The 25,978-nt window shown below is 35.4% G+C and carries 19 protein-coding genes and 1 tRNA gene; 6 read left to right on the top strand and 14 right to left on the bottom strand.

Annotation, left to right across the window (positions count from 1 at the left end; all coding sequences use genetic code 11):
* Positions 1–41 precede the first annotated feature (41 nt).
* The 3 genes from lpxB to BUB25_RS09730 are packed head-to-tail and all read left to right on the top strand — an operon-like array spanning position 42 to position 3,768.
* Positions 42–1,154, top strand: a complete 1,113-nt coding sequence (gene lpxB, locus BUB25_RS09740) for a lipid-A-disaccharide synthase (RefSeq protein WP_072943592.1) — start codon at positions 42–44, stop codon at positions 1,152–1,154.
* Positions 1,155–1,179: 25 nt separating this feature from the next.
* The gene (locus BUB25_RS09735) at positions 1,180–1,677 is read left to right on the top strand and encodes a C40 family peptidase (RefSeq protein WP_072943837.1); all 498 of its coding nucleotides are present in this window, start codon (positions 1,180–1,182) and stop codon (positions 1,675–1,677) included.
* Between the two features lie 54 nt (positions 1,678–1,731).
* A complete protein-coding gene (locus tag BUB25_RS09730; RefSeq protein ID WP_072943590.1) occupies positions 1,732–3,768 on the top strand; it encodes a ComEC/Rec2 family competence protein in 2,037 nt (678 codons plus the stop codon).
* A gap of 2 nt (positions 3,769–3,770) precedes the next feature.
* Here BUB25_RS09730 and BUB25_RS09725 read toward each other — a convergent pair whose 3' ends face one another.
* From BUB25_RS09725 to BUB25_RS09705, 5 genes are read right to left on the bottom strand one after another with little or no spacing between them, the layout of a single operon-like run.
* Positions 3,771–4,232, bottom strand: a complete 462-nt coding sequence (locus tag BUB25_RS09725) for a thioredoxin family protein (protein ID WP_072943587.1) — start codon at positions 4,230–4,232, stop codon at positions 3,771–3,773.
* A gap of 46 nt (positions 4,233–4,278) precedes the next feature.
* Positions 4,279–6,084, bottom strand: a complete 1,806-nt coding sequence (locus BUB25_RS09720) for a peptide MFS transporter (protein WP_072943585.1) — start codon at positions 6,082–6,084, stop codon at positions 4,279–4,281.
* A gap of 31 nt (positions 6,085–6,115) precedes the next feature.
* Entirely contained in the window at positions 6,116–7,630 is a 1,515-nt protein-coding gene (locus tag BUB25_RS09715) for a peptide MFS transporter (RefSeq protein ID WP_072943582.1), read from the bottom strand.
* 23 nt (positions 7,631–7,653) lie between these two features.
* Positions 7,654–9,156, bottom strand: a complete 1,503-nt coding sequence (locus BUB25_RS09710; RefSeq protein ID WP_072943579.1) for a peptide MFS transporter — start codon at positions 9,154–9,156, stop codon at positions 7,654–7,656.
* Positions 9,157–9,163: 7 nt separating this feature from the next.
* Positions 9,164–11,332 (bottom strand): S9 family peptidase, encoded by a 2,169-nt coding sequence (locus BUB25_RS09705; protein ID WP_072943577.1) that lies wholly within the window; start codon positions 11,330–11,332, stop codon positions 9,164–9,166.
* Positions 11,333–11,513: 181 nt separating this feature from the next.
* On the opposite strand from BUB25_RS09705, the gene BUB25_RS09700 reads away from it, so the two are divergent.
* Together BUB25_RS09700 and BUB25_RS09695 are read left to right on the top strand one after the other, a co-directional pair.
* Complete coding sequence (locus tag BUB25_RS09700; protein WP_072943574.1) at positions 11,514–12,830, top strand: hydroxymethylglutaryl-CoA reductase, degradative; 1,317 nt, start codon at positions 11,514–11,516, stop codon at positions 12,828–12,830.
* 61 nt (positions 12,831–12,891) lie between these two features.
* The gene (locus BUB25_RS09695) at positions 12,892–13,809 is read left to right on the top strand and encodes a GYDIA family GHMP kinase (protein WP_072943572.1); all 918 of its coding nucleotides are present in this window, start codon (positions 12,892–12,894) and stop codon (positions 13,807–13,809) included.
* Positions 13,810–13,924: 115 nt separating this feature from the next.
* Here BUB25_RS09695 and BUB25_RS09690 read toward each other — a convergent pair whose 3' ends face one another.
* The 6 genes from BUB25_RS09690 to BUB25_RS09665 form a co-directional block, all read right to left on the bottom strand.
* On the bottom strand, positions 13,925–16,021 hold the full coding sequence (locus BUB25_RS09690; protein WP_072943571.1) for a peptidylprolyl isomerase: 2,097 nt from the start codon (positions 16,019–16,021) through the stop codon (positions 13,925–13,927).
* A gap of 107 nt (positions 16,022–16,128) precedes the next feature.
* Positions 16,129–17,388: a hemolysin family protein gene (locus BUB25_RS09685; RefSeq protein WP_072943568.1), complete on the bottom strand. Its 1,260-nt coding sequence runs from the start codon at positions 17,386–17,388 to the stop codon at positions 16,129–16,131.
* 3 nt (positions 17,389–17,391) lie between these two features.
* The gene (locus BUB25_RS09680; protein WP_072943565.1) at positions 17,392–17,586 is read right to left on the bottom strand and encodes a hypothetical protein; all 195 of its coding nucleotides are present in this window, start codon (positions 17,584–17,586) and stop codon (positions 17,392–17,394) included.
* Positions 17,587–17,604: 18 nt separating this feature from the next.
* Positions 17,605–18,159 (bottom strand): LPS export ABC transporter periplasmic protein LptC, encoded by a 555-nt coding sequence (gene lptC, locus BUB25_RS09675; protein ID WP_072943563.1) that lies wholly within the window; start codon positions 18,157–18,159, stop codon positions 17,605–17,607.
* A gap of 48 nt (positions 18,160–18,207) precedes the next feature.
* Entirely contained in the window at positions 18,208–19,434 is a 1,227-nt protein-coding gene (locus BUB25_RS09670) for a BamG family beta-barrel-assembly machinery protein (RefSeq protein ID WP_072943561.1), read from the bottom strand.
* Complete coding sequence (locus tag BUB25_RS09665) at positions 19,427–20,161, bottom strand: type III pantothenate kinase (RefSeq protein ID WP_072943835.1); 735 nt, start codon at positions 20,159–20,161, stop codon at positions 19,427–19,429. The genes BUB25_RS09670 and BUB25_RS09665 overlap by 8 nt, the downstream gene beginning before the upstream one ends.
* A 99-nt stretch (positions 20,162–20,260) precedes the next feature.
* Here BUB25_RS09665 and BUB25_RS09660 point away from each other — a divergent pair.
* Positions 20,261–20,333 (top strand) — tRNA-Phe (locus tag BUB25_RS09660).
* Between the two features lie 738 nt (positions 20,334–21,071).
* Here BUB25_RS09660 and BUB25_RS09655 read toward each other — a convergent pair.
* The 3 genes from BUB25_RS09655 to BUB25_RS09640 all read right to left on the bottom strand — a co-directional run bounded on the left by BUB25_RS09655 (position 21,072) and on the right by BUB25_RS09640 (position 25,943).
* Entirely contained in the window at positions 21,072–21,611 is a 540-nt protein-coding gene (locus BUB25_RS09655) for a lipid-binding SYLF domain-containing protein (RefSeq protein ID WP_072943559.1), read from the bottom strand.
* Between the two features lie 295 nt (positions 21,612–21,906).
* The gene (locus BUB25_RS09650; protein WP_139256903.1) at positions 21,907–22,602 is read right to left on the bottom strand and encodes a fibronectin type III domain-containing protein; all 696 of its coding nucleotides are present in this window, start codon (positions 22,600–22,602) and stop codon (positions 21,907–21,909) included.
* Between the two features lie 2 nt (positions 22,603–22,604).
* Positions 22,605–25,943 (bottom strand): alpha-amylase family glycosyl hydrolase, encoded by a 3,339-nt coding sequence (locus BUB25_RS09640; protein ID WP_084089489.1) that lies wholly within the window; start codon positions 25,941–25,943, stop codon positions 22,605–22,607.
* Positions 25,944–25,978: the final 35 nt, after the last annotated feature.

The raw sequence follows: 25,978 nt of genomic DNA, 5'->3' as shown, positions 1-25,978 counted from the left end.
TTTGGTATCGAAAATTTTTTAACCCATTGACTATCTCAAAAATGAAATACTACATTATAGCTGGTGAAGCCTCAGGCGATTTACATGGTTCTAATTTAATGAAAGCCTTATACAAGGAGGATGTAAATGCCGACATTCGATTTTGGGGTGGTGACCTAATGCAAAAAGTGGGCGGTACCTTGGTAAAACATTATCGGGAATTGGCTTTTATGGGATTTGTTGAAGTGCTATTCAATCTGAAAACGATTCTTGGCAATATTAAAATATGCAAAAAAGACATTCTTGAATTCCAGCCTGATGTGATCATCTTCATTGATTATCCGGGATTTAATATGCGTATCGCAAAATGGGCCAAAGAATTAGGAATCAAAACACATTATTATATTTCTCCTCAAATTTGGGCTTGGAAGGAAAACAGAATTACAGCTATTAAACGCGATGTAGACAAAATGTATGTTATTTTGCCTTTCGAAAAAAACTTTTACGAAGACAAACACCATTTTCCAGTAGAGTTCGTAGGACATCCATTAATTGATGCCATTCAAAACCAAGCAAGCATTGATCCAACGACTTTTAGGGCGGAAAACCAACTGAGCGACAAACCTATTATTGCCTTACTTCCTGGAAGCAGAAAACAAGAAATCACTAAAATGCTTTCGGTAATGCTGAGTGTTGTCAATGATTTTCCGGAATACCAGTTTGTGATTGCCGGTGCTCCAAGTCAGGAATATGATTTTTATAAGTCCTTTATTTCTAACGAAAACATTAAGTTCATTTCCAATAAAACCTATGATTTGTTGAAAAATGCGACAGCAGCTCTGGTAACATCTGGAACAGCTACACTTGAAACGGCACTTTTCAAAGTACCAGAAGTCGTTTGCTATAAAGGCAGTTGGGCTTCGTATCAAATCGCCAAACGCATTATTACCTTAAAATACATTTCGCTTGTTAATCTTATTATGGATGAAGAAGTGGTAACTGAGTTAATTCAGGACCAATTTGATACGAAAAACATCAAAAAGGAATTAGAAAAAATACTGCAACCCGAATACCGCAAACAGCTTTTGGAAAAGTATGATTTGCTAGAGAAAAAACTAGGCGGAATAGGCGCTAGTGAAAAAACGGCCCAATTAATTGTTGCCGATCTTAAATAATATTAATTCGAAAAAAACACCTCTTTTGAAACAACTATTTTATCTGTTATTGCTAGTCGTTATTTTTACTTCCTGTAATTCTTCTAAAGCCGTTTCTAATTCGACTTCTAATAAAAACAGGGATAAATCAAGTCTTTTAGTAGAGCAAATAATCAATTCTGCTTCAGAAAATATTGGCGTACGTTACAAAATGGCTGGCACCACAAGATCAGGTTACGATTGCTCCGGACTAGTATATTCCACTTTTAATATGTACGACATCCAACTTCCAAGAACCTCTTTTGAACAGTCAAAAATTGGAACTGAACTAGGAAAGAATATCGAAAAAGCTAAAAAAGGAGATTTGATATTTTTTAAAACAAATAACCGATCCAAAATCAATCATGTAGGAATTGTTGTCGAAGTAGCCAATGATGAAATCCTTTTTGTACATTCTTCTACCTCAAAAGGAGTTATCGTATCCTCTACAAAAGAACCTTATTACCAAAAGGCTTTTGTTCAATTGAATCGTATTATTCAATAAAATCTTTCAAAAACAAACTATATCTTTTTCGCTAAAAAGCTGTACTTTAGAACTATGAAAGTACTTCAATTCCCTTTGGCGAGAATTACAGTGGGCTTTATTTTAGGAATACTAGCCGTCTTTTATCTAAAACCAAATCCAATATTTGTATTTGGTTTGCTCTTTATTGCTTTTTTATTTTTTATAATCAGCTACTTTTTACAAAAAAAGACCTTCGACAAAACCATTTATTTCGGAATAGCGACCTATTTTGTATCGTTTTTTATTGGAGCCGCAACTCAAATTACGCAAACCGATGCTTACCAAAAAAACCATTACACGCATAACAATGTTGCGTTTCATAAACCACAAACCGTATCAATCACCATTAGAGAAAAATTAAAAAATTCAAACTTTAACGACCGATACATCGCTCTTATCAATCAAATCAACGATGAAAAATATACAGGTAGAATTATCCTGAATATCCCGAAAGACAGTCTAAATCTCCCATTGGAAGTGGGGACAACATTACGCATTAAAGGAATCTTGTATAAAAATAAATCTCCGAACAATCCAAACCAATTTGATTACGGCGCTTATCTGGAAAACAAGCAAATCTATGCCCAATTGTACTCTGACCGTGAAAAGCTAGAAATAGGTCTTATACCCATAAAAGACATTTGGTATTACACCTCAAAATTAAGAACCAACATTATTCATAATTTAGAGAAAAGCGGATTTAGTAAAACCGAATTGAGTGTTGCCATTGCCTTAATTATGGGGCAGAGGCAAGATATCTCTCCGGAAATCAACCAAGATTATCAATATGCGGGCGCCATTCACATCTTGTCCGTTTCAGGGCTTCACATTGGATTTATATTTCTTTTTGTCAGCTTTCTACTGAAACCCGTTCCCAATACCAAAAAAGGAGCATTCCTAAAATTATTAATCATCTTACTTTCCTTGTCGTCATTTGCTATAATTGCGGGCTTAGCACCCTCTGTTGTGCGATCAGTAACTATGTTCTCCTTTGTAGCAATTGGCTATTCTCTTCGAAGAACTGTCAATATCTATCACACTTTATTAGTCTCGATTTTACTTATTCTACTTTTTCAGCCTTCTTTTCTTTTTGATGTTGGATTTCAGCTAAGCTATATTGCCTTGTTTTTCATTATTTGGTTTCAACCGTTATTAAGCGCTATTTGGAAGCCAAAACCTAAGGCACTAAATTACTTTTGGGAAATACTAACGGTCTCTTTTGCGGCACAACTAGGCACTTTACCACTAAGCATTTATTATTTTCATCAATTTCCGGGCTTATTCTTTGTGACTAATTTAGCCATTATTCCCTTGCTGAACTTCATCATGATTTTAGGAATAGTAGTCATGATTTTGGCCTCTTTGGGTTATGTCCCTCTGCTATTTGCCAAGCCATTTGAATACAGTATTTACTGTTTAAATAAAATTGTAAATTTCATTGCTTCATTCGAACAGTTCATAATCAAGGATATTCCGTTAAACATCTACTTATTAATTAGTTTCTATTTAGCGATTATTGCAATTATAATCTACTTTAAAAACCCTAATTTCAAAAAACTTATAATAGCATTAATGGCCATCATAGGCATTCAACTTGCCTTTATGACAACCCAATGGAACATCAAAAAACAACAAGAATGGCTCGTTTTTAACTTAAAAAAGAACACATTAATTACGGAACGCCATGGCAACAATGTGATTGTATACGCTAATGACAGCATCCTAAAAAACTCTAGTGAAACTAATATTCTTCAATCTTACTTAGTGGCAAACTTTTCTTCGGTGAATGTAAAAGAAAAACTAAAAAATGTATTGTATTACAAGGGAACAAAAATTCTTGTTATCGACAGCTTTGCCGTTTATCCAAAAAACGTGAATCCGGACGTCCTACTGCTTACTCAATCACCAAAAATAAATCTGGAACGAATGTTAGAAACTCTAAGGCCAAAAATAGTTATTGCCGATGCCTCGAATCAAAAAACGATTCAAAACTACTGGAAAGCAAGTTGTGAAAAACAAAAAATCCCTTTTCACGCAACTGCCGAAAAGGGATTTTATATATTAAATTGACGTTATTTTTTTTTGAGAATACCATTTGCTACTTCAAGCCAAGCAACTGGCCCACCTGCAACATAACCTGTACTTCCTAATCCGTCAAAATTGACTTTTCCTGCTTTATTAGTCACCTTGGCAAAATGAATCGTTGGATAGCCTTGAATACCAAAAGCTTTCTGTAATTCGTCATTTTGTTTCTTAATTTCTGGAGTCTGCGGAGTTCTTCTTGGATAATCTAATTCTACCAAAACCACATTTTCTTTAGCCCATTTCTCAAAATCGGCGGTTTTTAAAACCTCTTTTTGCAATCGAATACACCAACCGCACCAATCGCTTCCTGTAAAAAACAACAACAAAGGTTTTTTACTTTTTTTTGAAATTTCAATTGCTTTATTGACATCAGTATGCCAAACTAATTCTTGGGCTTCTACTGCAAAAGAACCTATCAAAAGCAATAATGTGATAAAAATCTTCTTCATTTGTTACTATTTTTATAAAAGTATTTCTCAAAAACCAAACCAAAGTTTATCGAACACCATGCATTAATTTTTTAATCACTGGAGTCATTGCAATCGAAAATAAAGCAACCACTAATGAAATGATCGTTAACATCCAGAAGAAGTAACTCAATCCATGTTCATCGGCAATTTTATCAATATTTTCACCAAACATACCCGCACCTTTCATTCCAATTGCCACTGCAAGATACCAAACACCAAACATGAAAGCAATCATCCTTGCAGGAACTAATTTACTCACATAAGACAAGCCTACCGGAGAAATACATAATTCTGCCATAGTATGGAACAAGTATACTAAAATAAGCCAAATCATACTTACCGAAGCTGTCTTTGCACCCGCTTCAATTCCATTGGCTCCAAAAGCGATACAAGCCATTCCTAAGGCTAATAATCCCATCCCGATACCGTATTTCAAGTTAGCAGAAGGATTGTATTTACTTTCCCACCATTTAGAGAATAAAGGCGCCAAAGTAATAATAAACAAAGAGTTTAGCGTAGAGAACCAGGTAGCTGGAACTTCCGTTAAAGCCGTAGTTACTTTATCAATTTTTAATAATGCCAATGTATCATCTGATAAATCTAAATAACCGGCAGTGTAATAATCTTTGGCCAACATCCAAATTGCAATAGTCCAAATAATGACAAAACTCACACTTAAAATTATATTAGCCAAGGCATAATCTTTAAATGTTCGTTTAAACATCAGATACAAAACATATGAAATGATCGTTAATGGTAAAATCGTAATCAAGGAATTCATAACCAAGAAAACAACGCTCCAGTTTCCTTCCAAAATTCGGTTCGTATAATCATTTGCAAAAATGGTCAAACTGTTTGGAGATTGTTCGAATATGGCCCAAAAGAAAATCGTCAAGAACGCAAAGAAAGTCACCGCAATTAGTTTTTCTCTTGTAATTTTTGAATATTGTGTAAATCGGTAAACCAATAAAATGATGAACAAAGCCAATGCAGAAACAATAGCAATCGAATTTCCATTTTCACCCAGGAAGCCAAAAACATTCACTTTACCTCCTGAAATTTTAGAAGCAGGATCGTTCAAAATCCAAAGCAAACCTAAAATAGAAGATATGGCGATAAGAACCAATTGCCAAGAAGTAAAAGGATTTCTTTTATCCGTATCCAAAGCAGCTGCCTTAGCTACACTTTCTTTGTTTGGTTTTAAACCAATATCTCCAAATATATTTTGTGACAACCAAAATTGTAACATTCCGAAGAACATAAAAATTCCAGCTAGTCCGAAACCATAACTCCATCCTACTTTTTCTCCTAAATATCCGCAAAGTAAGATCCCGAAGAAAGCACCGGCATTAACTCCCATGTAAAACAAGGTATAAGCTCCGTCTTTTTTCTCTGGACGATCCTTGTACATTTCGGAAATTATAGAAGTCATATTAGGCTTGAAAAAACCATTTCCAAAAACCAATAATAATAATCCCAAATAAATAGAAAACTCCGTCTCAACAGCCATCGAAGCGTGTCCAAGGGTCATTAAAACAGCACCAACTACAACAGCCCATCTAAAACCGATTACCTTATCAGCAAAGTAACCCCCCATCATTGTGGATAAGTATACTAAACCTACATAAGAACCAAATAAAGCAGATGCATTTTCACGAGTCCATTCCCAACCGCCATCGGCAAATGAAGTGGTTAAGAATAAAATTAACAAAGAACGCATTCCATAGAATGAGAAACGTTCCCACATTTCAGTGAAAAACAAAACGAATAATCCGGCTGGATGTCCTAAAACGGAATTATTAAAAAACTGGTCTGTAGTATTCTGACTCATATTATTAAATTATATATTTATTTTAAAGCTATTATTTTTCGTTATCTTCTGCTCCGTGAGTTAAGCGTTTCAATGGTTTCAACAGCATGATAAACAAAGAACCGATAATTATTGTGAAAACCAATATTCCTAAAAACACTGAATATTCCCCCAAATTACTAGCCGATTCTCCTACTATCCCAGCTACTTTGTTCCCTAATCCCGTTGCGGCAAAATAAACCCCCATCATCAATGAAGCATACTTCACAGGAGATAATTTAGTAATAAATGACAACGCCACAGGTGACAGACACAGCTCTCCAATAGTGTGGAACAAATAGGCTAATACTAACCAGATCATACTTGATGTTCCTGATTTTTCAAACTCCATCGCAGCAAAAACCATAAATAAGAAACCAAAACCCATAATGATTATACCTGTTGCCATTTTAAACAATGAAGAAGCTTCACTGCCTTTTAACTTGCGCTTAGCCCAATATCCGGCAACGACTGTTGCAAAAAGAATTATAAAACCGGCGTTCAAACTTTGAAACATCACCGTTGGCACTTCCCAACCTAGAAGCATTCTGTCCGTTTTAGTATCGGTATACAAATTCATCAAACCACCTGCTTGCTCAAATGCGCCCCAAAATATAATGACCATAATAAAGGACAACAGCAAAACCATAAAACGGTCCTTATCTTGTTGAGAAGTCAGTTCTTTATAAATCATCATCATCAAAGCCGTAATTATTGTCAGAAAGAAAAACAGCAAACCAAAACCCCATCCTAAAGTATACCATCCGTAGATTGATAAACCCGAAAGAATAACTGTAAATAACAATTGATTTTGGGATTTAAGGAGGTTCTTAAAAAGATGTCCGTACGAACTTTCATCTACCGTATTAGCTTGCTTCACTTCAAAATTCCCAACATGTGTTAAGTATTTTTGTCCCCATAAATAAACAACAAGTCCCAAAACCATAGCAATACCCGCTAAACCAAAACCTGCATGCCATCCCCATTGAGCCACAACAAAACCAATAACCATGGTTGCCAGCAAGGAACCCGTATTTATACCAATATAAAAAATACTAAACCCTTTATCTCTTCTAATATCTCCCTGAGGATACAAACCTCCCACCATTGTTGAAATGTTTGGCTTCAATAAACCCACTCCCAATATTACTAATCCTAAACCGGTATAAAATGCCCATGTATCGGTCAATACCAAAACACCATGTCCCAAACAAAGAATAATTGCTCCCAAAAGAACCGCCTTTTTTTGCCCAACGAGCTTATCGGCAATCATACCTCCTGGAATTGACATTACATATACTAACATTGTATACCAACCGTATAAAGCTAATGCTTCTTGACTAGTCCAGCCTAATCCTGGCCCTCTTACATCCCCCAATGTTTCAGTTGTCATATACAAAACCAATAATGCACGCATTCCATAATAAGAGAAGCGCTCCCACATTTCTGTAAGAAATAATATAAATAATCCGGTTGGATGACCGAATAAATTCGATTTTGAATAATCCACTACACTGGTTTTTGACATAATATAATTTTAGATTAGTATTCTTATTTAACTTCTTGCATTAATTTTTTGATCAGTGGCGAAACTATTATTAGCAGCAACCCCGCAATTAAAGCGTATACTGCCAATTGATAATAGCCTTCTGTATAGCCTTCTAATTTTGTGATTAAAGATGCGCTTTCATCTGGAGAAGACATCCCTGCTCCTAATAAACCTGCAACATACTGTCCATAGGCACTTGCCAAAAACCACATCCCCATCATCATCCCTGACAATCTTTTGGGAGATAATTTGGTCATAATTGACAATCCAATTGGAGATAAACACAGTTCAGCAAATGTGATTACTAAATAAGCCGAAGTAAAAACATTTAACGAAGTCATCCCTTGCGCATCGGCAAAAAACCGAGTATAATAGAAAACATAGAAAGCCGCTGCCAAAAACAAAAAGCCAATTCCAAACTTAATCACAGTATTAGGTTCAATTTTCTTTTTTGCCATAGCAAGCCATAACAATCCCACTATTGGACTAAAAATGATAACAAACAATGAATTGGATGTGTTGTTTACAATATTGGGATTAATTTCAAAAAACAACAAGTTATGATGTAAATTATCTTTTGCAAAAAGAGCTAATGAACCACCACTTTGCTCAAAAAATGCCCAAAAAACAACAGAAAAAAGAATAAAAATAAATGCCGCTATTAACTTTTTCTTCGATGCGGCATCTTTCTCTTTAAACGTTTCATATAGAAAATACAAAACGGCCAATGGCCCAATTGCATACATAAAGTAATCTGTGTAATCCGTATTTTTAATCATTATAAAAATCAATGGAATACTAATTAAAGCTCCTACATAGACCGCAATTTCCCTTGTTGTTCTTTTAGAAGAGTCTAAAGCTAACAAAGGTGAATCACCAATAGGACCTAATGAATGCTTGGTTAATAAAAAAGTAATCAAACCAATAACCATTACAATTGCAGCCGATAAAAAGGCGTAACTCCAGCCGTAGTCAGGACTTGTTCCTAAATAAACACAAAGGGCTCCTCCTAATAATGCTCCAATATTAATCCCGGAATAGAACAATCCAAAACCGGCATCTCTGCGGCTATCCCCTTCTTTATAAAGCTCGCCAACCATTGAAGAAATATTTGGCTTAAAAAAACCTGTCCCAATTATGGACAATGTAATCCCTAAATAGAAAAATCCTTGTGGAGAAAATGCAATTATTAAATTTCCAAGAATCATCACTGTTCCGCCAAAAAGAAGTGACTTTTTGAACCCTAAAATTTTATCTGCAAAAATTCCTCCAATAAAAGTAAAAGCATATACAAAAGCCTGAATCGCTCCATATTTTAAATTTGCTTCCTTGTCAGACAAGGCCAATCCTAAAATTTGGTCTGCCATGAAAATGGTTAAAACTCCACGCATTCCATAGAAACAAAACCGCTCCCACATTTCAACAAAAAACAAATACCACAATTGTTTTGGATATTTACCTTCAAAATTTTGAATTTCTTCTAAAGTTGGACTTGTAGTATTCATTTAGGTTTTATAAATTTTCTTTAATAAAATTAGTCATCTTGTTATACAATTGAACTCTGGTTTTTCCACCATAAATCCCATGATTTTTATCCGGGTAAATTTGAGAATCAAATTGTTTGTTAGCCTGGATTAAGGCTTCCATCATTTGCATCGAATTTTGTACATGTACATTATCATCTGCACTTCCATGAATCAAAAGAAATTTTCCTTTCAATTTATCCACATGGTTAATAGGCGAATTCTCATCATAACCGCTTGCATTCTCTTGTGGCGTTTGCATATATCTTTCGGTATAAATACTGTCATAAAATCTCCAATTGGTCACTGGAGCAACAGCAATGGCCATTTTAAAAACATCATTCCCTTTCAAAAGACAATTCGAAGCCATAAATCCACCATAAGACCAGCCAAATATACCTATTCTGGATTTATCCACAAATGAATAATTCCCAATCACTTTAGCGGCATCAATTTGATCTTCCACTTCATACTTCCCTAACTGCAGCTGCGTCACTTTCTTAAAATCGGCTCCTTTAAAACCGGTTCCTCTTCCGTCAACGCAAGCTACAATATAACCTTGTTGCGCCAGCATCATAAACCAATAATCATTGCTGCCAATACCTTGGTTAGCGACCTGCTGAGAACCTGGTCCAGAATACTGATACATAAAAACCGGGTATTTTTTGTTGGCATCAAAATCTTTCGGTTTAATCATCCAAGCGTTCAATTCAATTCCTTTCTCCGTTTTTAGAACAAAAAACTCTTTTGTAGGCAAGTCATAGGTTTTTAATTTAGAAGCCAATGCTGCATTATTTTCAATAACTTGCAGTTGTTTGCCCGCTTTAGACTCATTCAAAGTATAACTTACAGGCTGTGTGGCATTAGAAAAAGTTCCAATAAAATACTGAAAGTTTGGACTAAAGGTAGCGCCACTTGTTCCGGTTCCCGTAGACAAACGCACTTTGTTTTTTCCGTTAAGTCCTATTCTATAAACATCACGATTAATGGAACCATTTTCTACCGATTGATAGAAAATAGTATTTGTTTTTTCGTCAAAACCATAGTAATTAGTCACTTCCCAGTTTCCTTTGGTCACTTGGTTTTTCAATTTACCATTTTTATCGTAGAGATAAATATGATTGAAACCGTCTTTCTCGCTTGTCCAAATAAAGCTGTTGTCTTTTAAGAAAGTTAAATTATCAGTTACATCCACATAAGCCTTATCTTTTTCATTCAAAACCACTTTTGATGCGCCTGTGTTTCCATCAACAAACAATAAGTCTAAATTGTTTTGATGACGATTTAAAACCTGTGCCGATAAAACATTAGCATCATTAGTCCATTTCAATCTGGCAATATAAAAATCATTGTAATTCCCCAAATCTACTTTTTGAGTCCCTTTAGAAGCCGCATCATAAATATGCAAGGACACTAAAGAGTTTTTCTCTCCGGCTTTTGGATATTTAAAAGTTTCAATGGTAGGGTATAAATCTTTGTGAAACATCGACATCGAAAATTCAGGAACCTGACTTTCGTCAAAACGAATATAAGCCAGTTTTTTACTGTCTTTGCTCCAATCGAATGCTCTTACAAAAGCGAATTCTTCTTCATAAACCCAGTCCGTTATTCCATTGATAACCGCATTTTTCTTGCCGTCAGTAGTGATTTGAACCGTTGCTTTTGAATCGATATCATAAACATAAAGATTGTTTTCTTTGGCATAAGCAATCTTTTTCCCATCAGGTGAAAAAGTAGGTTCTTGCACCTGAAAATCGAATAATTTTGTCAATGCTTTAGTTGTCGTATTATATAAATAGTAATCAGCAGTAAAGGAATGACGGAAAATTTGCTTCGTATTACAGGCTAACAAAATATTTTTTTCTGCAGCATCGAAAGTGTAGCTGTCGATCATTGGTAAACCAGAATGGTTTTTTGTATCAATGAGTGTAGATGTTTTCTTAAGGGTTGCAAAATCATACAAATCGATTTGCATCGACCGTGCTGCCCTATTGAAATTCAAGACCGTATACTGGTTAGAATTTTTCATGGACTGCAATTCGTCCATTCCTTGGGCACGGAAAGTACCGTTATAAATTTCCTCAACTGATATCTTCTGTTGTCCAAAAACGGAAAAACATAAAAATAAAAATAAGACCGTAACTTGCTTAGAATTCATACTATTGATTTATATATAAAAAAGACCCCAATTTTAGTGAAAAAATTACAATTACATAACATTTTATATGTTAAATATTAAAAACAATATTTTTAAGCTCGTATTAATGACGATTAGAAAATGATTAATAAAACCGCTAAAAACGTATCTTTGCCACTAATTACATTATAATCTATTGAAAATGAATAAGCCTGTTGCCGGATTTTCAAAACTATCCAAAGAAGAAAAAATAAACTGGATTGCCAAAGAATACTTTTCAACGCCCCTTGAAGCCATAACTTTACTGAAAAACTATTGGAATTCAGACGAGAAAATACAAAAGTTACACGATGAATTCATCGAAAACACCATCAGTAACTTCTACATACCCCTTGGTGTAGCGCCTAATTTCCTCATTAATGGAAAATACCAAACCATTCCGATGGCAATTGAAGAAAGTTCCGTGGTTGCCGCCGCAGCTAAATCAGCTAAATTCTGGTCTACAAGAGGAGGATTTAAAGCTACAGTAATTAATACTGAAAAAATAGGTCAAGTGCACTTCTTGTTTAAAGGTGATGTTTCCAAATTAGAATTATTCTTTGCCCAAACAAAAGCAAAGTTTTTTTCGGAAACGAAAAGCATCACAAAAAACATGCAAAAAAGAGGTGGCGGAATCCTGGATATTATCCTGAAAGACAAAACCGATTTATTGGATAACTATTTTCAACTTCATGCAACTTTTGAAACCAAAGACAGCATGGGAGCAAATTTCATCAATTCCTGTTTGGAACAATTTGCCAAAACATTAAAACAAGAAGCCCAATCTTACGAACTTTTTACTGCTTCCGAAAAAGAACTTCAGGTCATCATGAGCATACTTTCGAATTATGTTCCCAATTGTATTGTACGTGCCGAAGTTTCCTGCCCAATTGAGGATTTAGCAGAAAAACACATCACAAACCCACAAGACTTTGCCGAACGCTTCGTTCAGGCGGTTCAGATTGCCGAAGTAGAGCCCTATCGTGCCGTAACCCATAATAAAGGAATCATGAACGGAATCGATGCCGTGGTGCTTGCCACTGGCAATGACTTTCGCGCAGTTGAGGCAGGAATCCATGCCTATGCCGCAAAATCCGGTCATTATTCCAGTTTATCACATGCCAAAATCGAAAATGGCATTTTCAAATTCTGGCTCGAAATTCCTTTAGCACTAGGAACCGTTGGCGGATTAACCTCTTTGCATCCACTGGTAAAACTATCTTTGGAAATGCTCGAGAATCCTTCTGCCAAAGAACTAATGCAGACTGTTGCAGTTGCCGGTCTAGCACAAAACTTTGCTGCCTTGCGCTCGTTGACCACCACAGGAATTCAGGACGGACATATGAAAATGCATTTGAACAATATCTTAAATCAGTTTGAAGCAAATGAAGACGAACGCATCTTAATTCAAAAGCACTTTAAATTGAATGCCGTTTCGCACAGTGCCGTTGTTGAATTGATTGAAAATTTAAGAAAATAATTATCGCTTTCAGAAAACCCTTCCAGAGTTTAAAACTCTGGAAGGGTTAAAAAGAACAAAAATGAAACAAGAATTTTACAGCAACGGAAAACTATTAATCACAGGAGAATATCTGGTTCTCGATGGCGCCAAAGCTTTTGCCCTACCTACTAAATTTGGCCAAAATTTAATTATTGGCGAAGGTAAAAACCAAGAAATAACTTGGAAAAGCTATGATTCAGATGGAAAAATCTGGTTTGATGAAAACATTTCATTTGCCGAAATTTCATCTTTTCAGATACCGGAAATGGAATCCGTAAAAACAACCTTATTAGAAATTCTACACCAAGCTTTTCTACTAAATCCTGATTTCATACAAACGTCCAAGGGTTACACCATCTCCACCCAACTTACTTTCCCCAGAAAATGGGGATTAGGAACTTCGTCCACGCTAATCAACAATATTGCACAATGGCTGCAAATAGATGCATTTGAACTATTGAATAATAGTTTTGGAGGCAGCGGTTACGATATTGCTTGTGCTCAAAATAATTTTCCTGTTTTGTATCATTTAGAGCAAGGAAAACCTATGGTCGAAAAAGTAATTTTTACTCCTGACTTCAGCCAAAACATCTATTTTGTTTATCTCAATAAAAAACAAAACAGCAAATCAGCCATAGCTAAATACCAAACCAGCAAAAGTTTCAAACCAGAAAAGACCATTAAAAAAATTGAAGCACTAACTCAAATCCTTTTACATACGAACGATTTGAACCTATTTGCAGAAACCATAAGCACCCACGAAGCCTTGATGAGTCATGTATTGGAAACAAGCACGATCAAAGAAACTTTATTTCCTGATTTTGAAGGAGCGATAAAAAGCTTGGGAGCTTGGGGAGGCGATTTCATTATGGTGGTTTCTAAAGAAGATCCCAGCCTTTATTTTAGTTCAAAAGGATTTGACACCATTATCACTTACAAAGACATGATTTTAAGCTAAACTAAGCCCATTCCTTTTTGCGCCGAATTATTTAAAATAAATGCATAAAAAAAAACCGATACACAATGCGTATCGGTTTTTTTATGAGTGAATTAGTAATTTACCTTAAGTGAAATTAATAATTAAATTGTTTTCTATTGTCTTTAATTTCTGCACTGTTTTTAAGAGCTGGTAAAACTCTGTTTACATCACCAGCAGACTGTGCTTTTAATTTAGCCACATAAGGCGCATGATCTTTCAAAGCAGGCGCTTTTACAGTACTGATGTTTTTCACAACATATACTCCTGTATTTCCTTCAATTGGAGCTGATAATTTATTTGCTGCTAAAGCAAATGCATTACCTACCACTTTAGGCTCTAAACCTACACCTGTTAACATTGGATTATCCATAGTTACATCTGCAGCCTGAAGCACTGTTGCGCCAACTGTTTTTGCAATAGCTTCCAAAGAGCTTCCTGTCATTTTGGCTTTGATTAATTCCGCTTTTTTCTTGTTTTTAAGAATTGATTCTACATAAGGTCTTGCCTGAGTCACAGAAACTAATCCTGAATCGTCAATACTCTTAACTTTAGCGATAACGTGACCAATGTTAGCCACTTCAAAACGTTTTACCGTACCTACTTTAGAATCACCTTCAAAAGCCCATCTTACAATTGCTCTTTGATTTCCAAGTGGTCCAAAGTTTTCATCCATTGCAGCAACAGTAACTGGAGCGGCGACAGTAAGCTTCATTTCTTTAGCTACTTTATTGAAATCTTTATCTGCAGCATCCATTTCAAATTTAGTTGCCTCTGTAAATATTTTATCAGAAGTGGCTTCAGAAGCTTCTACTTTTTGAGCTACAGTTGCCAGACGAATTCCGTCTTGCTTATCAGTAATTTTGATGATATGAAAACCAAAGTCAGTTTCTACTAAACCTACTTTTCCTATTCCATTATTGAATACGAAATCATTGAATGGTTTTACCATTTGATTTTGTTCAAAATAACCTAAATCTCCACCTTGTTGAGCCGAAGAATCATCAGAGTTTGTGAAAGCCAGCATCAAGAAACTATCCGGGTTCGCATTTACCTGAGCTAAAATAGCTTCTGCTTTTGCTTTTGCTTCTTCTTTAGTTCTTTTCTCTTTCTTATTAGGAACTTGTGTTCCTTCATAGCTAATCAAAATATGACTTGCTTTAGCACTTACACCTGCTTTTTTACCCATAGATTTAGAAATACAGTAGTATTTTCCAAACATATAAGGACCATAAACTTCTCCAGGAGCAAGATTGAATAATCTATCAGCATCTACTGCCGGCAAATCTTTCTTGGCCACATAAGTAGAATCATAAGGGACATCTGAATTTGAATTTACAAATTCAATAGTGTTTTTAGCAGCTTTAAAACCAGCCAAAGTATCGTTTTTACCCGTTGCTTGGTTATACACTACGCTACCTGAAAGCAAAGCTGTTATTCTTGACTTCACCTCTGCCTCATCAGCTGCAGACGCTTTATCTTCGATTAAAACATATTCTACTTCACGAGTTTCATCTGCTTTAAATTTCTTTTTATTTTTCTTCATATAATCCAAAATCTCAGCATCAGTCACTTTTACATCACTGTCTTTGATGGTAGAATACAATCCGGCAACATAAGCAAAGTTTACTTTGTTAGCTTCCATTTCATATTTCAGCTTTCCTTCACTTTCCGTTGTAAAAGCGCTTGCTTTGATCAAAGTATTATAGATTTGATATTTTGCGTTTAATTCAGCGTCTTTTTCTCTATCTTTTAAAAATTGAGCTTGAGCAGGATTTGCTTTGAAATATTCTTTGAATTTTGCAAGATCAAATATTCCTGCAGCATTCAAAAACATTGGGTTTCTACCAATATTTTGATCTGCTTTCAAAACTTCCATTAAGTGTTTCTCTCCAACTCTTAATCCAATTTTATCAAATTCAGAACTCAACAAAGCTATAGTAACCTCTTGATCCCAAACTCTGTTTGCAGCTGCTGTAGCAGTAATCCCTTGACCACTTTTCTCAACATTACCTACTTTAATTCTAAAATCTTCAAATGAAATATCCTTTCCATTGATACTCCCTACATCTTTTGATGTACTGTCGAAACTACCACTTTTAAATAAATCACCTATGATAAATGCAAATAAAGCCAATGCGATAACTGCAATCATTAAAGCGGAACGTTGTCTAATTTTTGATAAAACTGCCATTTTTATTGTTGTTAATTTTATATTCAGTTTGCGAAAATACAATTATATGATTAATATTTATACTAGTAGCGTTTTATTTTACAAAAAAAATGTTTTTATAAAATAAATTACTCTTTTATGGTCATTTTTACCAATTCAATTTTTTTATTTGTCGCTTCTTCTATCACAAAATGATAGTTTCCTATGACAATTACCTCCCCTTTTAACGGAATTTCCTTAGTAAAATCAACAATAAAACCACCCAATGTACCATAAGAATCACTCTCAGGAATCGATAGCTTGTAGGCCTGATTCAAATACTCGACATCAAATCGTGCCGAAAAAAGATAACTATCCTCATCCAGCTCTTTTTCAATCAGTTCTTCATCAGAATCGTGTTCATCCTCAATCTCTCCAAAAAGTTCCTCCACGATGTCTTCTATAGTAATAATCCCCGAAGTACCTCCGTATTCGTCCAGCACTACTGCGACGCTTTTTCGCTTTTTGGTCAGCAAATCCATTACATCTTTTATATAAATGGTTTCAGGAACAAATTCGACCGGAATAACGATCGACTTGATGCTTTGCGGTTTCTTGAACAAATCAAACGAATGTACATAACCCACAATGTCGTCCAATGAATTTTGATAAATCACAATTTTAGAATAACCTGTCTCTACAAATAAATCTTTCAGCTCCGCAACAGAATCGAACAAATCGATGGCCACAATTTCGGTCCTGGGACTCATGACATCCCTGGCTTTTACTCCTGAGAATTCCAGTGCATTTTGAAATATCTGAATTTCAGAATCCACCTCATCATGATCTTCAACCGTGCTCATTTGCTCCGTGATATAATTCCCAAGCTCAATTTTGCTAAAATAAAGCTGTATTTGATCTCCCTCGGTTTTAAAAAATGTTTTAAGAATAAAATCCGAAACCCAGATCAAAAAAGTAGAAATGAAATAAAACAGCAGGTAAAAAACATAAGCCGGAACAGCGAAAAACTTTATTAATGCATTAGCATAAATTTGAAAAAAAACCTTTGGCAAAAACTCTGCCGTGATCAACACAATTAATGTCGACAACAGGATTTGAATAAACAAGCTTAACGCATCCGAAAACTGATAATTGAGCGAATTGATCCATCGCATCAATAATTCACCCATAAAAAAACCGTAAACAACCAAAGCAATATTGTTACCAATAAGCATGGCCGCAATAAATTTTGACGGCTTTTCTGTAAGTTTAGTCAGTATTTTAGATAGAAAATTATCTTGTTTTTTTTCTATTTCAAGATAAATTTTATTGGAAGAAATAAATGCTATTTCCATTCCTGAAAAAAAAGCAGATAATATTAGACACAATATTATAATACTAATTTCCATGAATTATTGTTTTTTATTGCGCTCTTCTATTCTTTTTGCGAATTTCATTCTAAAGAAAAACATAAAAACAGCAAGTCCTGCAATTAAAAGACTCAGTTTAGGCGTAGCATCGGCCATTTCCCATTTAACAAATGCATCGTAAACAAAAACTGCTGCAAAAACAAGATAAAGATACGGTGTGTATTTTAAGTAACCCATAATTTAAAATTTAGATATTTATTCAGCGCTTTCCACTTCGCCGGTTATTCTTTGTGAATTTATAATTTTAAAGTCTTTACTGAAATCAATTCCCTGGCCATTAGAAACCCCTTTGATATCAGTAAATTTAAACTTTTTTTCAGTAAAAAACCATTCGTTTTTTTGATCGTAATAGAGTTGTTCCGTTTCAAGCACTTGCCCGTCTTCGGAAGCAATTTTCACTTTTCCCCTTAAATCAATAATCCCGGTCACTTTGTAAGAAACTGCGTAATTAGAAGTTATGCGTGTTTTCTTGGCCTTGGCATCATACAAGGTAACATCTATTCCCTTTGGAAATTCGGTAAACGGAAAATCGACGCTCGTAAAATCCAACATCTTCGGACTTAGCAAAACGGCTTTTATAAGTCCTGAATCCGTATATTTCAAATTAACGTTATCCGCATCACCATTAGGAGTAAATTCTGAAAAATTAATTTTTTGAACTTCCTTAAAATTACTTTCGCACCCAAAAAACAGAGTCATGGCAAAAACCATGACTACTGCGATTGTTTTATATTTATTAAATAAAATCATATATCGATACTGACAAAATGAAATACAAGTATTGTCGATTCTAAAAAATTATTCGAATTTTCGTTTCACAAACCATTTGTCGTTAAGAGAAAGTCCTACACTAATATTAGCATAGTTTTCTTGAACTAAATTAGACGAAGTTGTTCCTTTTTTCCCTAACTCAAAACCAACATTTACATTAGAAAAACTACCCGATATAGGAAAACCAAGCCCTAGAGTCAAGCCTATGTCATTTACAGATTCTGAATTAACCATTAAACCGGTTTTATCAAATTTTAAACCTCCTCTATAAACAATTCTCTTGGCATAGCTCGAAAAAGAATTGTAGTTAGGAATATAATATCCTCCAAGACTATACTTCATCGAATTCTCATAAGAGACATTATTCATATCATTATAAGTATTCACTAAATTTCCTTTACTTCCTGTTACTATCTGAGCTCCTACTAACCATTTTTGAGATTCTCCTATTCCAGCTCCGATAGACAACTTACTAGGCAACTTTAAATCCCTCGTAAATTTTTCCTGATCAAGAACATCATCAACTCTCATATCATAGCTCACGGTCCAAATGTTTCTGGTATTATTAGAAGTCAATGTGCTTTCTAAGGTATAATTTAAGCTGCTAAAGAAATTAAGCTTTTTACTTATCTTCGTTTTATACATTGTACCCACATTGAAATTGACTCCTGACAAAGTCGCAGTATTCAACTCTTGAGTTCCTAACGGAACTCCTGTAACAAATTCCAACCTACTGTTTTCAATTTTTCCGAAATTATATTGCACATCGGCACCAATACTGAAATTAGGTGTAATTTTATAACCCAATCCTAAAAAGGCCTTATTCAAACCTCCCGAACCAGAAAAACGCTTACTCCCAGCTTCCAAAGACTCCACTTTATAACCCACTGAAGAATAGGGAATCAATCCAAACCCAAGACCGAATTTTCCCATAGGCAGCCCTACAGCAAGATAATCCAAAGTCGTTCTTTTAGCCGTTTCAGCCTTGGAATCCGTTTTCAACTTATTGGTATTATAAGTACCTCCTAAAGAAAAAGTAGTGAGTTTTAAATTAGCAAAACTTGCCGGATTCTCTAAATTAAGATGTATACTGTCTTGTTCTACTGCTAAACCTGCCATTGAACGATTCTCTACCGCTCCTTTAAATCGCACATCACCAATCCCATAAAAAGAATAAGGAGACGAAGTTCCTTCTTGAGCAAAAGACACTAACGACAAAAGCAAACAAGTGCTTACTATAATTTTTTTAATCATTTTTGATTTTATATTGAAATGTTCGGTTCAAACTCTCTAAAAGAAAATTTGAATTGGCAAATATGGTATTTTTTAATCGTTTAGCCAAAAATTCTGTATCCCCACCCGTTAAAATTATTATAAATTTTAAACATTGTCCTTTATATTCATTAATAAATCCATCGATCTCACAAACCAATCCGTTCACCACACCGGAATGAATTGACTCAGAAGTAGATTTCCCAATAAAATGCTTCGGTTCATCCAAAGATAACAAAGGTAATTTGGAAGTAAAATTATGCAATGCCTCATACCTCAACCGCAGCCCTGGCGAGATCGCTCCACCCAGATAATTATCATTTTCATCAATAAAATCGTAGGTAACACAAGTCCCGGCATCAATGACCAATCGATTTTGATTAGGATACTGCAAAGTTGCTCCGGCAGCAAGAACCATCCTATCAATTCCTAAAGTTTGCGGAGTTTCATAGCTGTTGACAAACGGAAAAGAATCCTGATGCGAAACAAAATGTATTTTCACCTCTTTTTCTAACTCTAAAAAAGACTCTTTTTCTATATTTCCGACTGATGCCACAACCAAATGAGTCGTCTTCTTATATTTTTTTAAAATATTTTTAATTTTTTTTTGAAGTTCATTTTTCTCAAAAACAAAATACTCAACAAGGATATCCCCCTCAAAAACAGCACCTTTAATTCTTGTATTGCCAACATCAACCGTTAAAATCATAATTACATTTTTGTTTTTGCGAAGGTACGAATACATTTTTTTTAAAAAATGTATTGCACAAACAAAAAAACATCCTATATTTGCACCCGCAACAAGCACGGTACCTTAGCTCAGATGGTAGAGCAATGGACTGAAAATCCATGTGTCCCTGGTTCGATCCCTGGAGGTACCACTTTAAAACCCGAATAGAAATATTCGGGTTTTTTGTTTTTATCTTTTTTTAGTTGCATTGCATAAAAAAGGGAATCAGGTGAAAAGGGGTGGGATTTCAAAAATTATGCATAAAATGAAGTTAGCCTAAAAAGGAATAACTCAATAGTGCTCACTCTACTGCATTTTGATCTAAATACTTCTGTTTTTCTAATTAATCCTAGTGTCTTTTTGTAGGAATTCGATAAGTGTTTTTTAGAGCTTAGAATGCTGCTTCTTTAGTGTTTTATTGCCGCTTTACCGTTTTGATACTTCAGTCATACACTATCCATGCATTATCCATACACTATCCATGCTTTAACTATGCTTTATCCATTAGGCGATTTTATGCTGTTTTTTAGTCTAAAAGCTTAGATTTGTGTGTTTATTCTTATAATTAGAGGCTTTTCAAAAGATTAGCTTATTGTGGTTTAGCAAGCTCAATTTGTCCTACAAAAATGGATAATCGATGGCTTTACCTCAGATCAATTTTTAAAGTTATTGAGCGGTAAAAATTCAAGCTTGTAAAACAGTTGTCCTGTGGCAGAAGAAATTGAAGAATCGGGCTAAGTTCTTATTATTAGGACAGACGTTAAACTGTAATGCAGTAACTTTTAACCCCAAAAGCAGCCAAGCTTATCTTCTTCTACAATTTTTACAAAAAAAAGGAGCTAATCCTAGAACAGCTCCAATCAATCCTTTACTCAATCGTAAAATTATCCTACATTTTATTAAACTTGAACTTCTGTCCTCCTACGGATGCTTCATACATCAGCCCTCCTTTTTGCATGGTAAATACCATAACTCCATCAGAATATTTTACATTTGCCGAAGCTCCTTCCGTTACAGCGACTGCCGACACCTGAGCTGAGAACTCAAATCGACTGTCCTTGAAGCGTTCCAATTCCTTTTTAGATTCAAAAAATATCACTTCACGATAGGCTTGTCCTCCGGCTTGAAAACCTATACTCAACTGTGACAGCTTTGCCATACCTACCTTATTGTTACGCTCATAAACCACTCCATTTCCTGCTGCTCCACCTACACCAAGTCCTCCTTTACCCACATTAGGAAAAATAACATAGCCATACGCTTTTTCAAAAAGCCCTTTCATAAGTGGATCTGCCTTAATAAATTCGGCTTTTGCAATCTTGCTGTCGGCAATAATTTTGTTCTTCTTAGAAGTCGATTGTCCCAACATTGGCGTTACATTTATCAGAGCAACCATCACTATTATCCAAATACTATTTAAATTTTTCATCTCATCAGATTTTAATTGTTATAAAACATCTTCCTTCCTATTAGCGCTTTTAGACGTAAATCTAAAATTAAGATAATCTATTCAAATGTAGCAAAATTTATTCAAAAATTACCATTAAAACCATTGATTAACAGCTATATACGCTAAAATATAGCTTTTTTTTAACACCTAAAATAGCATGAAATTCAGTCTACTTCAATTTCCTTGTTTAGGCGCTTAAAATTTTCATTCAACATCTGTCGACGGAATATAAAAACGGCATCAAAAACAAGAGGCTAATTCCTCACAAAACAAACTAATTAGTTTTAAAGTTCCATAGTTGTCCCATTGTTTCACCGCCTTTATTATCTTTCACCACAACCCTCCAATAATAATTTTTAGAAGCTTCCAAATCAACAACCAAAGTGGTTGCCGTTTTATTCTCTCCCAGTTTTTGCGTAGGTGGATTAGTTGTACCAAAGAATACATCATAAAGCAGAATATCATTCACATCTACATCACTAGCATTCCACTTTAAGGTCACAGATGTCGTATTTAAAACCGCATTTGAGGCAGGAAACACCAGTTCCGGAGAAAAAGGCAAATGATTGCTAAATCCAGTTCCCTCTGTGTAAAAATTATATGTTGACGAATACTTACTCGCCAGATTTTTACTGTCTATTGCTTTCACACGCCAATAATAAGCCATTCCTTTTTCCAAAGAAATAGCTTGTGCATTGGCTGTTCCTTCGCTTGTTTTTACAATTTGTAAAAACTGATTGTCTTTCGCCACTTGGATCTGATAGCTAATTGGATTTTTTTCTGCATCGACAGCAACATCCCATTGAAAATTAACCAAATTATCGATACACAATTTATTATTTGTTGGTGACAGCAATACAGGAATTGTTGGTGCAGTGTTTTCTTTTTCTATCGAATTTCCGGAATCCTCGCTGCCTCCACAAGAAAAAATCGATAAACAAACAAACGATAGGCATAGATACTTTTTCATCATTATTTCTTTATTATGGTTAGCGTTTTAGGATCATCCGAATTAATTTTGGCAAAATAAATACCCTCCGGCTGGCTGGCGAGAGTCAGTTCTACTTTAGCATTGACAACAGAATAAACTTTCCTTGAAATCAATTGAGAAGCCACATTATAAAGTGCTATTTCTACGCTATCCTTAGAACCCGGCAATGTAATTTCAAAAATCCCGGCCGTTGGATTTGGATACAATGTCATCAATTCCAAAACAGTTTCTATTTTTTTCGAATAAATCCCCTCACAGGATTTTGCCGTTTTCACTTCAAAAAAATCACCCGCTTGTACTTCTATTGAAAAAGAAGATAATGTGGTTTCAAATTGTTCTTTCCCATTCACAATTATTTGATACGGCGCCGTTCCACCTTCGACCTCAACCAAAACCTTATTGGACGAAATGGTCGTTTTTCCAGTAACGGTTGTCCCTTTGGGAATCGTAATGTTATAGCATTGTTCGAATGTTTCTCCCGCTACCGAAATACAAACAGCATAAACACCAGGAACTAAATCAGGAATCCTCAAACTGTTATTGATAAAGGGATACGCTTTGCCGTTGACAATGGCGGTATAATCCAAAAACTCCTTAGCACTGATCGTTATTTCCCCATTATTTTTGCCAAGACAAGTTTCTCCTTTTGATTCAATCGAAAAATTATCCGCAGCCAATTCAAAATTTGACGGAGGCAAAACCAGTTTAGATTTCTGATTCCCATAAACTTTAAAACCTCCGGGCGGTAGCGAAATAGGAGCGTTTACATCTGCTACCTCAACAGCAGAATTATCCATCAGATTGTACCAGGTCCCTGCATACGGAAAACCACTAGTGACATTTTGCTGAGTCACATTGAAATTAGCCAAAATCAAAACATCTTTAAGTTCTGTATTGGCCAAGGCCGAATTTGTTATTTTAATATTCGGATACAACGAGCTAATGTTCGCCATTGTTGCCTTTCCGGAAAAAACAGCTTCAGTGGTTTTTAACGCAATCATGGTAGACCAGTTCTTATAAATTTTGTTTCTACTGGTATTTGCCAACCAATTGTCATTCCACTGCGGCTGCGGTTTTGTATCCAGCTTACAGTCGCCGGAGATGGCGTCAGCAGACGTATTCACCGAACCATTATTGCACGTAAAAATAGAAGAGTCCCAACCCAGTTCGCCAAATTGCCAAATCATTTTTGGTCCTGGAACCAATAGTGAAACCGCTCCTATTGCCGACATTCTGGATAATGCGGTATTCAGATTTTTGACATTATGAGTTGCATTTGTACTATTGCCAAATTGTAAATTTTTGTACATTAAACGTTCTTCGTCATGACTTTCGGCATAACCTATCAAACGATTAGCTGTAAACCCTCTGCTGGCGTTATTCATTCTGGAAATGTTAGCAGTATATCCCATAGAAAGTTCGTTATAAGCCCCGTTCATATTGCCCCACATCATAATCCCCTTACTTGGTGTTTCAGAAATCTTATAATTTGCCCATTGTTGCTCTTCGGCATCAGTCCCCAGATGTTCAAAAATAGTGTAATGTGTCGGATCCAAACTCCAGGAATAATCGGCATAGGATTTCAAAACATCCACGCGGTCTTGCTGATAGGAATTGGTACAACTCTCATCTGAAGCTGCACACTTTTGTGTAAATCCTTTGGTCAAATCCCAACGAAACCCATCAATCTTATATTCTTCAATCCATTGCTTGATGACTCTTTTCACATAATACTGTGTCCTGGCTTGCTGGTGATTAAAATCTTCGCCAACATTATAACTGTGTTTAGCAACGGTATTGAAATACGGATTCTCCGATGTTGGCGAACCAAAACCATCACCATCAGGATCGTTCATCCACATGCGCACCATTGGATTTCTTCCAAAAGCATGATTCAAAGCCACATCCAAAATCACTGCAATTCCGTTTTGATGGCATAAATCGATAAATTCTTTTAACTTATTCGAAGAACCATAAAATTTATCCAAAGCCATATGAAATGACGTATTGTAACCCCAACTTTCATTGCCTTCAAACTCCATTACAGGCATCAATTGAATCGCATTAATTTTAAGATTTTTAAAATAATCGATTCGATCTATTAAACTCTGAAAATTACGGCCGCTATCAAAATCACGAATCAAAGCCTCATAAACCACCAGTTTTTCTTTCTCCGGTTTTACGAAATTAGCCACCTGCCAATTGTAAGGCGTTTGCCCCGTTTTTAAAACGGTCACTTCAAATTTTTGTCCCAAAGGATATGCAGGCATGTTCGGATAATTGGCCGTTGGAATTCCGGAATCATCATAAGGAGACAAAACCAAAGTAGAATAGGGATCAGCTGTTTTTACCAGCGTGGGAGAGTTTGCAATTGGCGTTGTTTCAACCACCCAATATTGATAGCTATAATTTTCTCCCGAAACCAATCCGTTTATTTCTAACCAAAATTTCCCCGAAACAGGGTCCTTTTTCATCGCATACGCCAATGTAGGTTGCCAATTATTAAAACTTCCGGCGATGTAAACAAAATCTTTTAAAGGCGCGTCCAAAACCAAAGTGGCTTTTGTAGCATCGGCAGTATTATAATTGATTCCGTCGACTAAACCCGCAGGCATAGCTTCCGAAACCGTATTCGGATTGACCACAACCGAAAATTTTTTAGTAATCGTAGTGATTCCTTGAGTTATACTTAATTCATAATTTTGATTGGCAGCAATATTAGTGTGATTAAATACATAACTGGATGTTCCGGCATTAGAGTTTATTAGTATCCCGTTGGCCTTTAACTCATAACTTGCTGTACCATTTGTATTTGTTGCCGAAATTGTAAAATTAGATCCTGAAGTGATAATTGCAGTGCTGTTTTCGGCAGGAGCCGTTAATGTTACTTGAAACGAGCCAACCTCAGCTAAAATATCCTGTGATTTTTTATCTCCGGTTCCGTCTTTTGCTTTTATTAAAAAACCTATTTTTCCAATTGCTGTTGTGTTGTAATAAGCCGCTGGTGTTATTGTTTTAGTATAGGTGTCGTTTGCTGAATTATAGGTAAATTTTGCCGCTTCATCAGATGCTGTCCAAGTCCCATTGAGTGGAGTTCCTTTTTGAGTAGTATCATCTGTACCAAAAGCCCAAGCCCACAGATAAAGGGTATTTCCTGTCACTCCCCATGTGGCTTCATTAATACTACTCCCATTGATTGTAATGGTAATAGCGGTTGTTTCTTCAAATGTTGGAGGGCTTATCGAATAAGCAACTGTTTGTTGCTGGGCAGAGGCAACAATTGGAAGAAAAAACAACAGTAAAAGTATTATTTTTTTCATAGTTGGTTGATTGGTTAGTTTTATAAAAAAAGGGC

This window comes from Flavobacterium granuli (genome assembly GCF_900129705.1).
Lineage (GTDB): Bacteria > Bacteroidota > Bacteroidia > Flavobacteriales > Flavobacteriaceae > Flavobacterium > Flavobacterium granuli.
The sequence above is the reverse complement of the archived record's forward strand: the minus strand, read 5'-3'. Positions and strand labels throughout refer to the sequence as shown.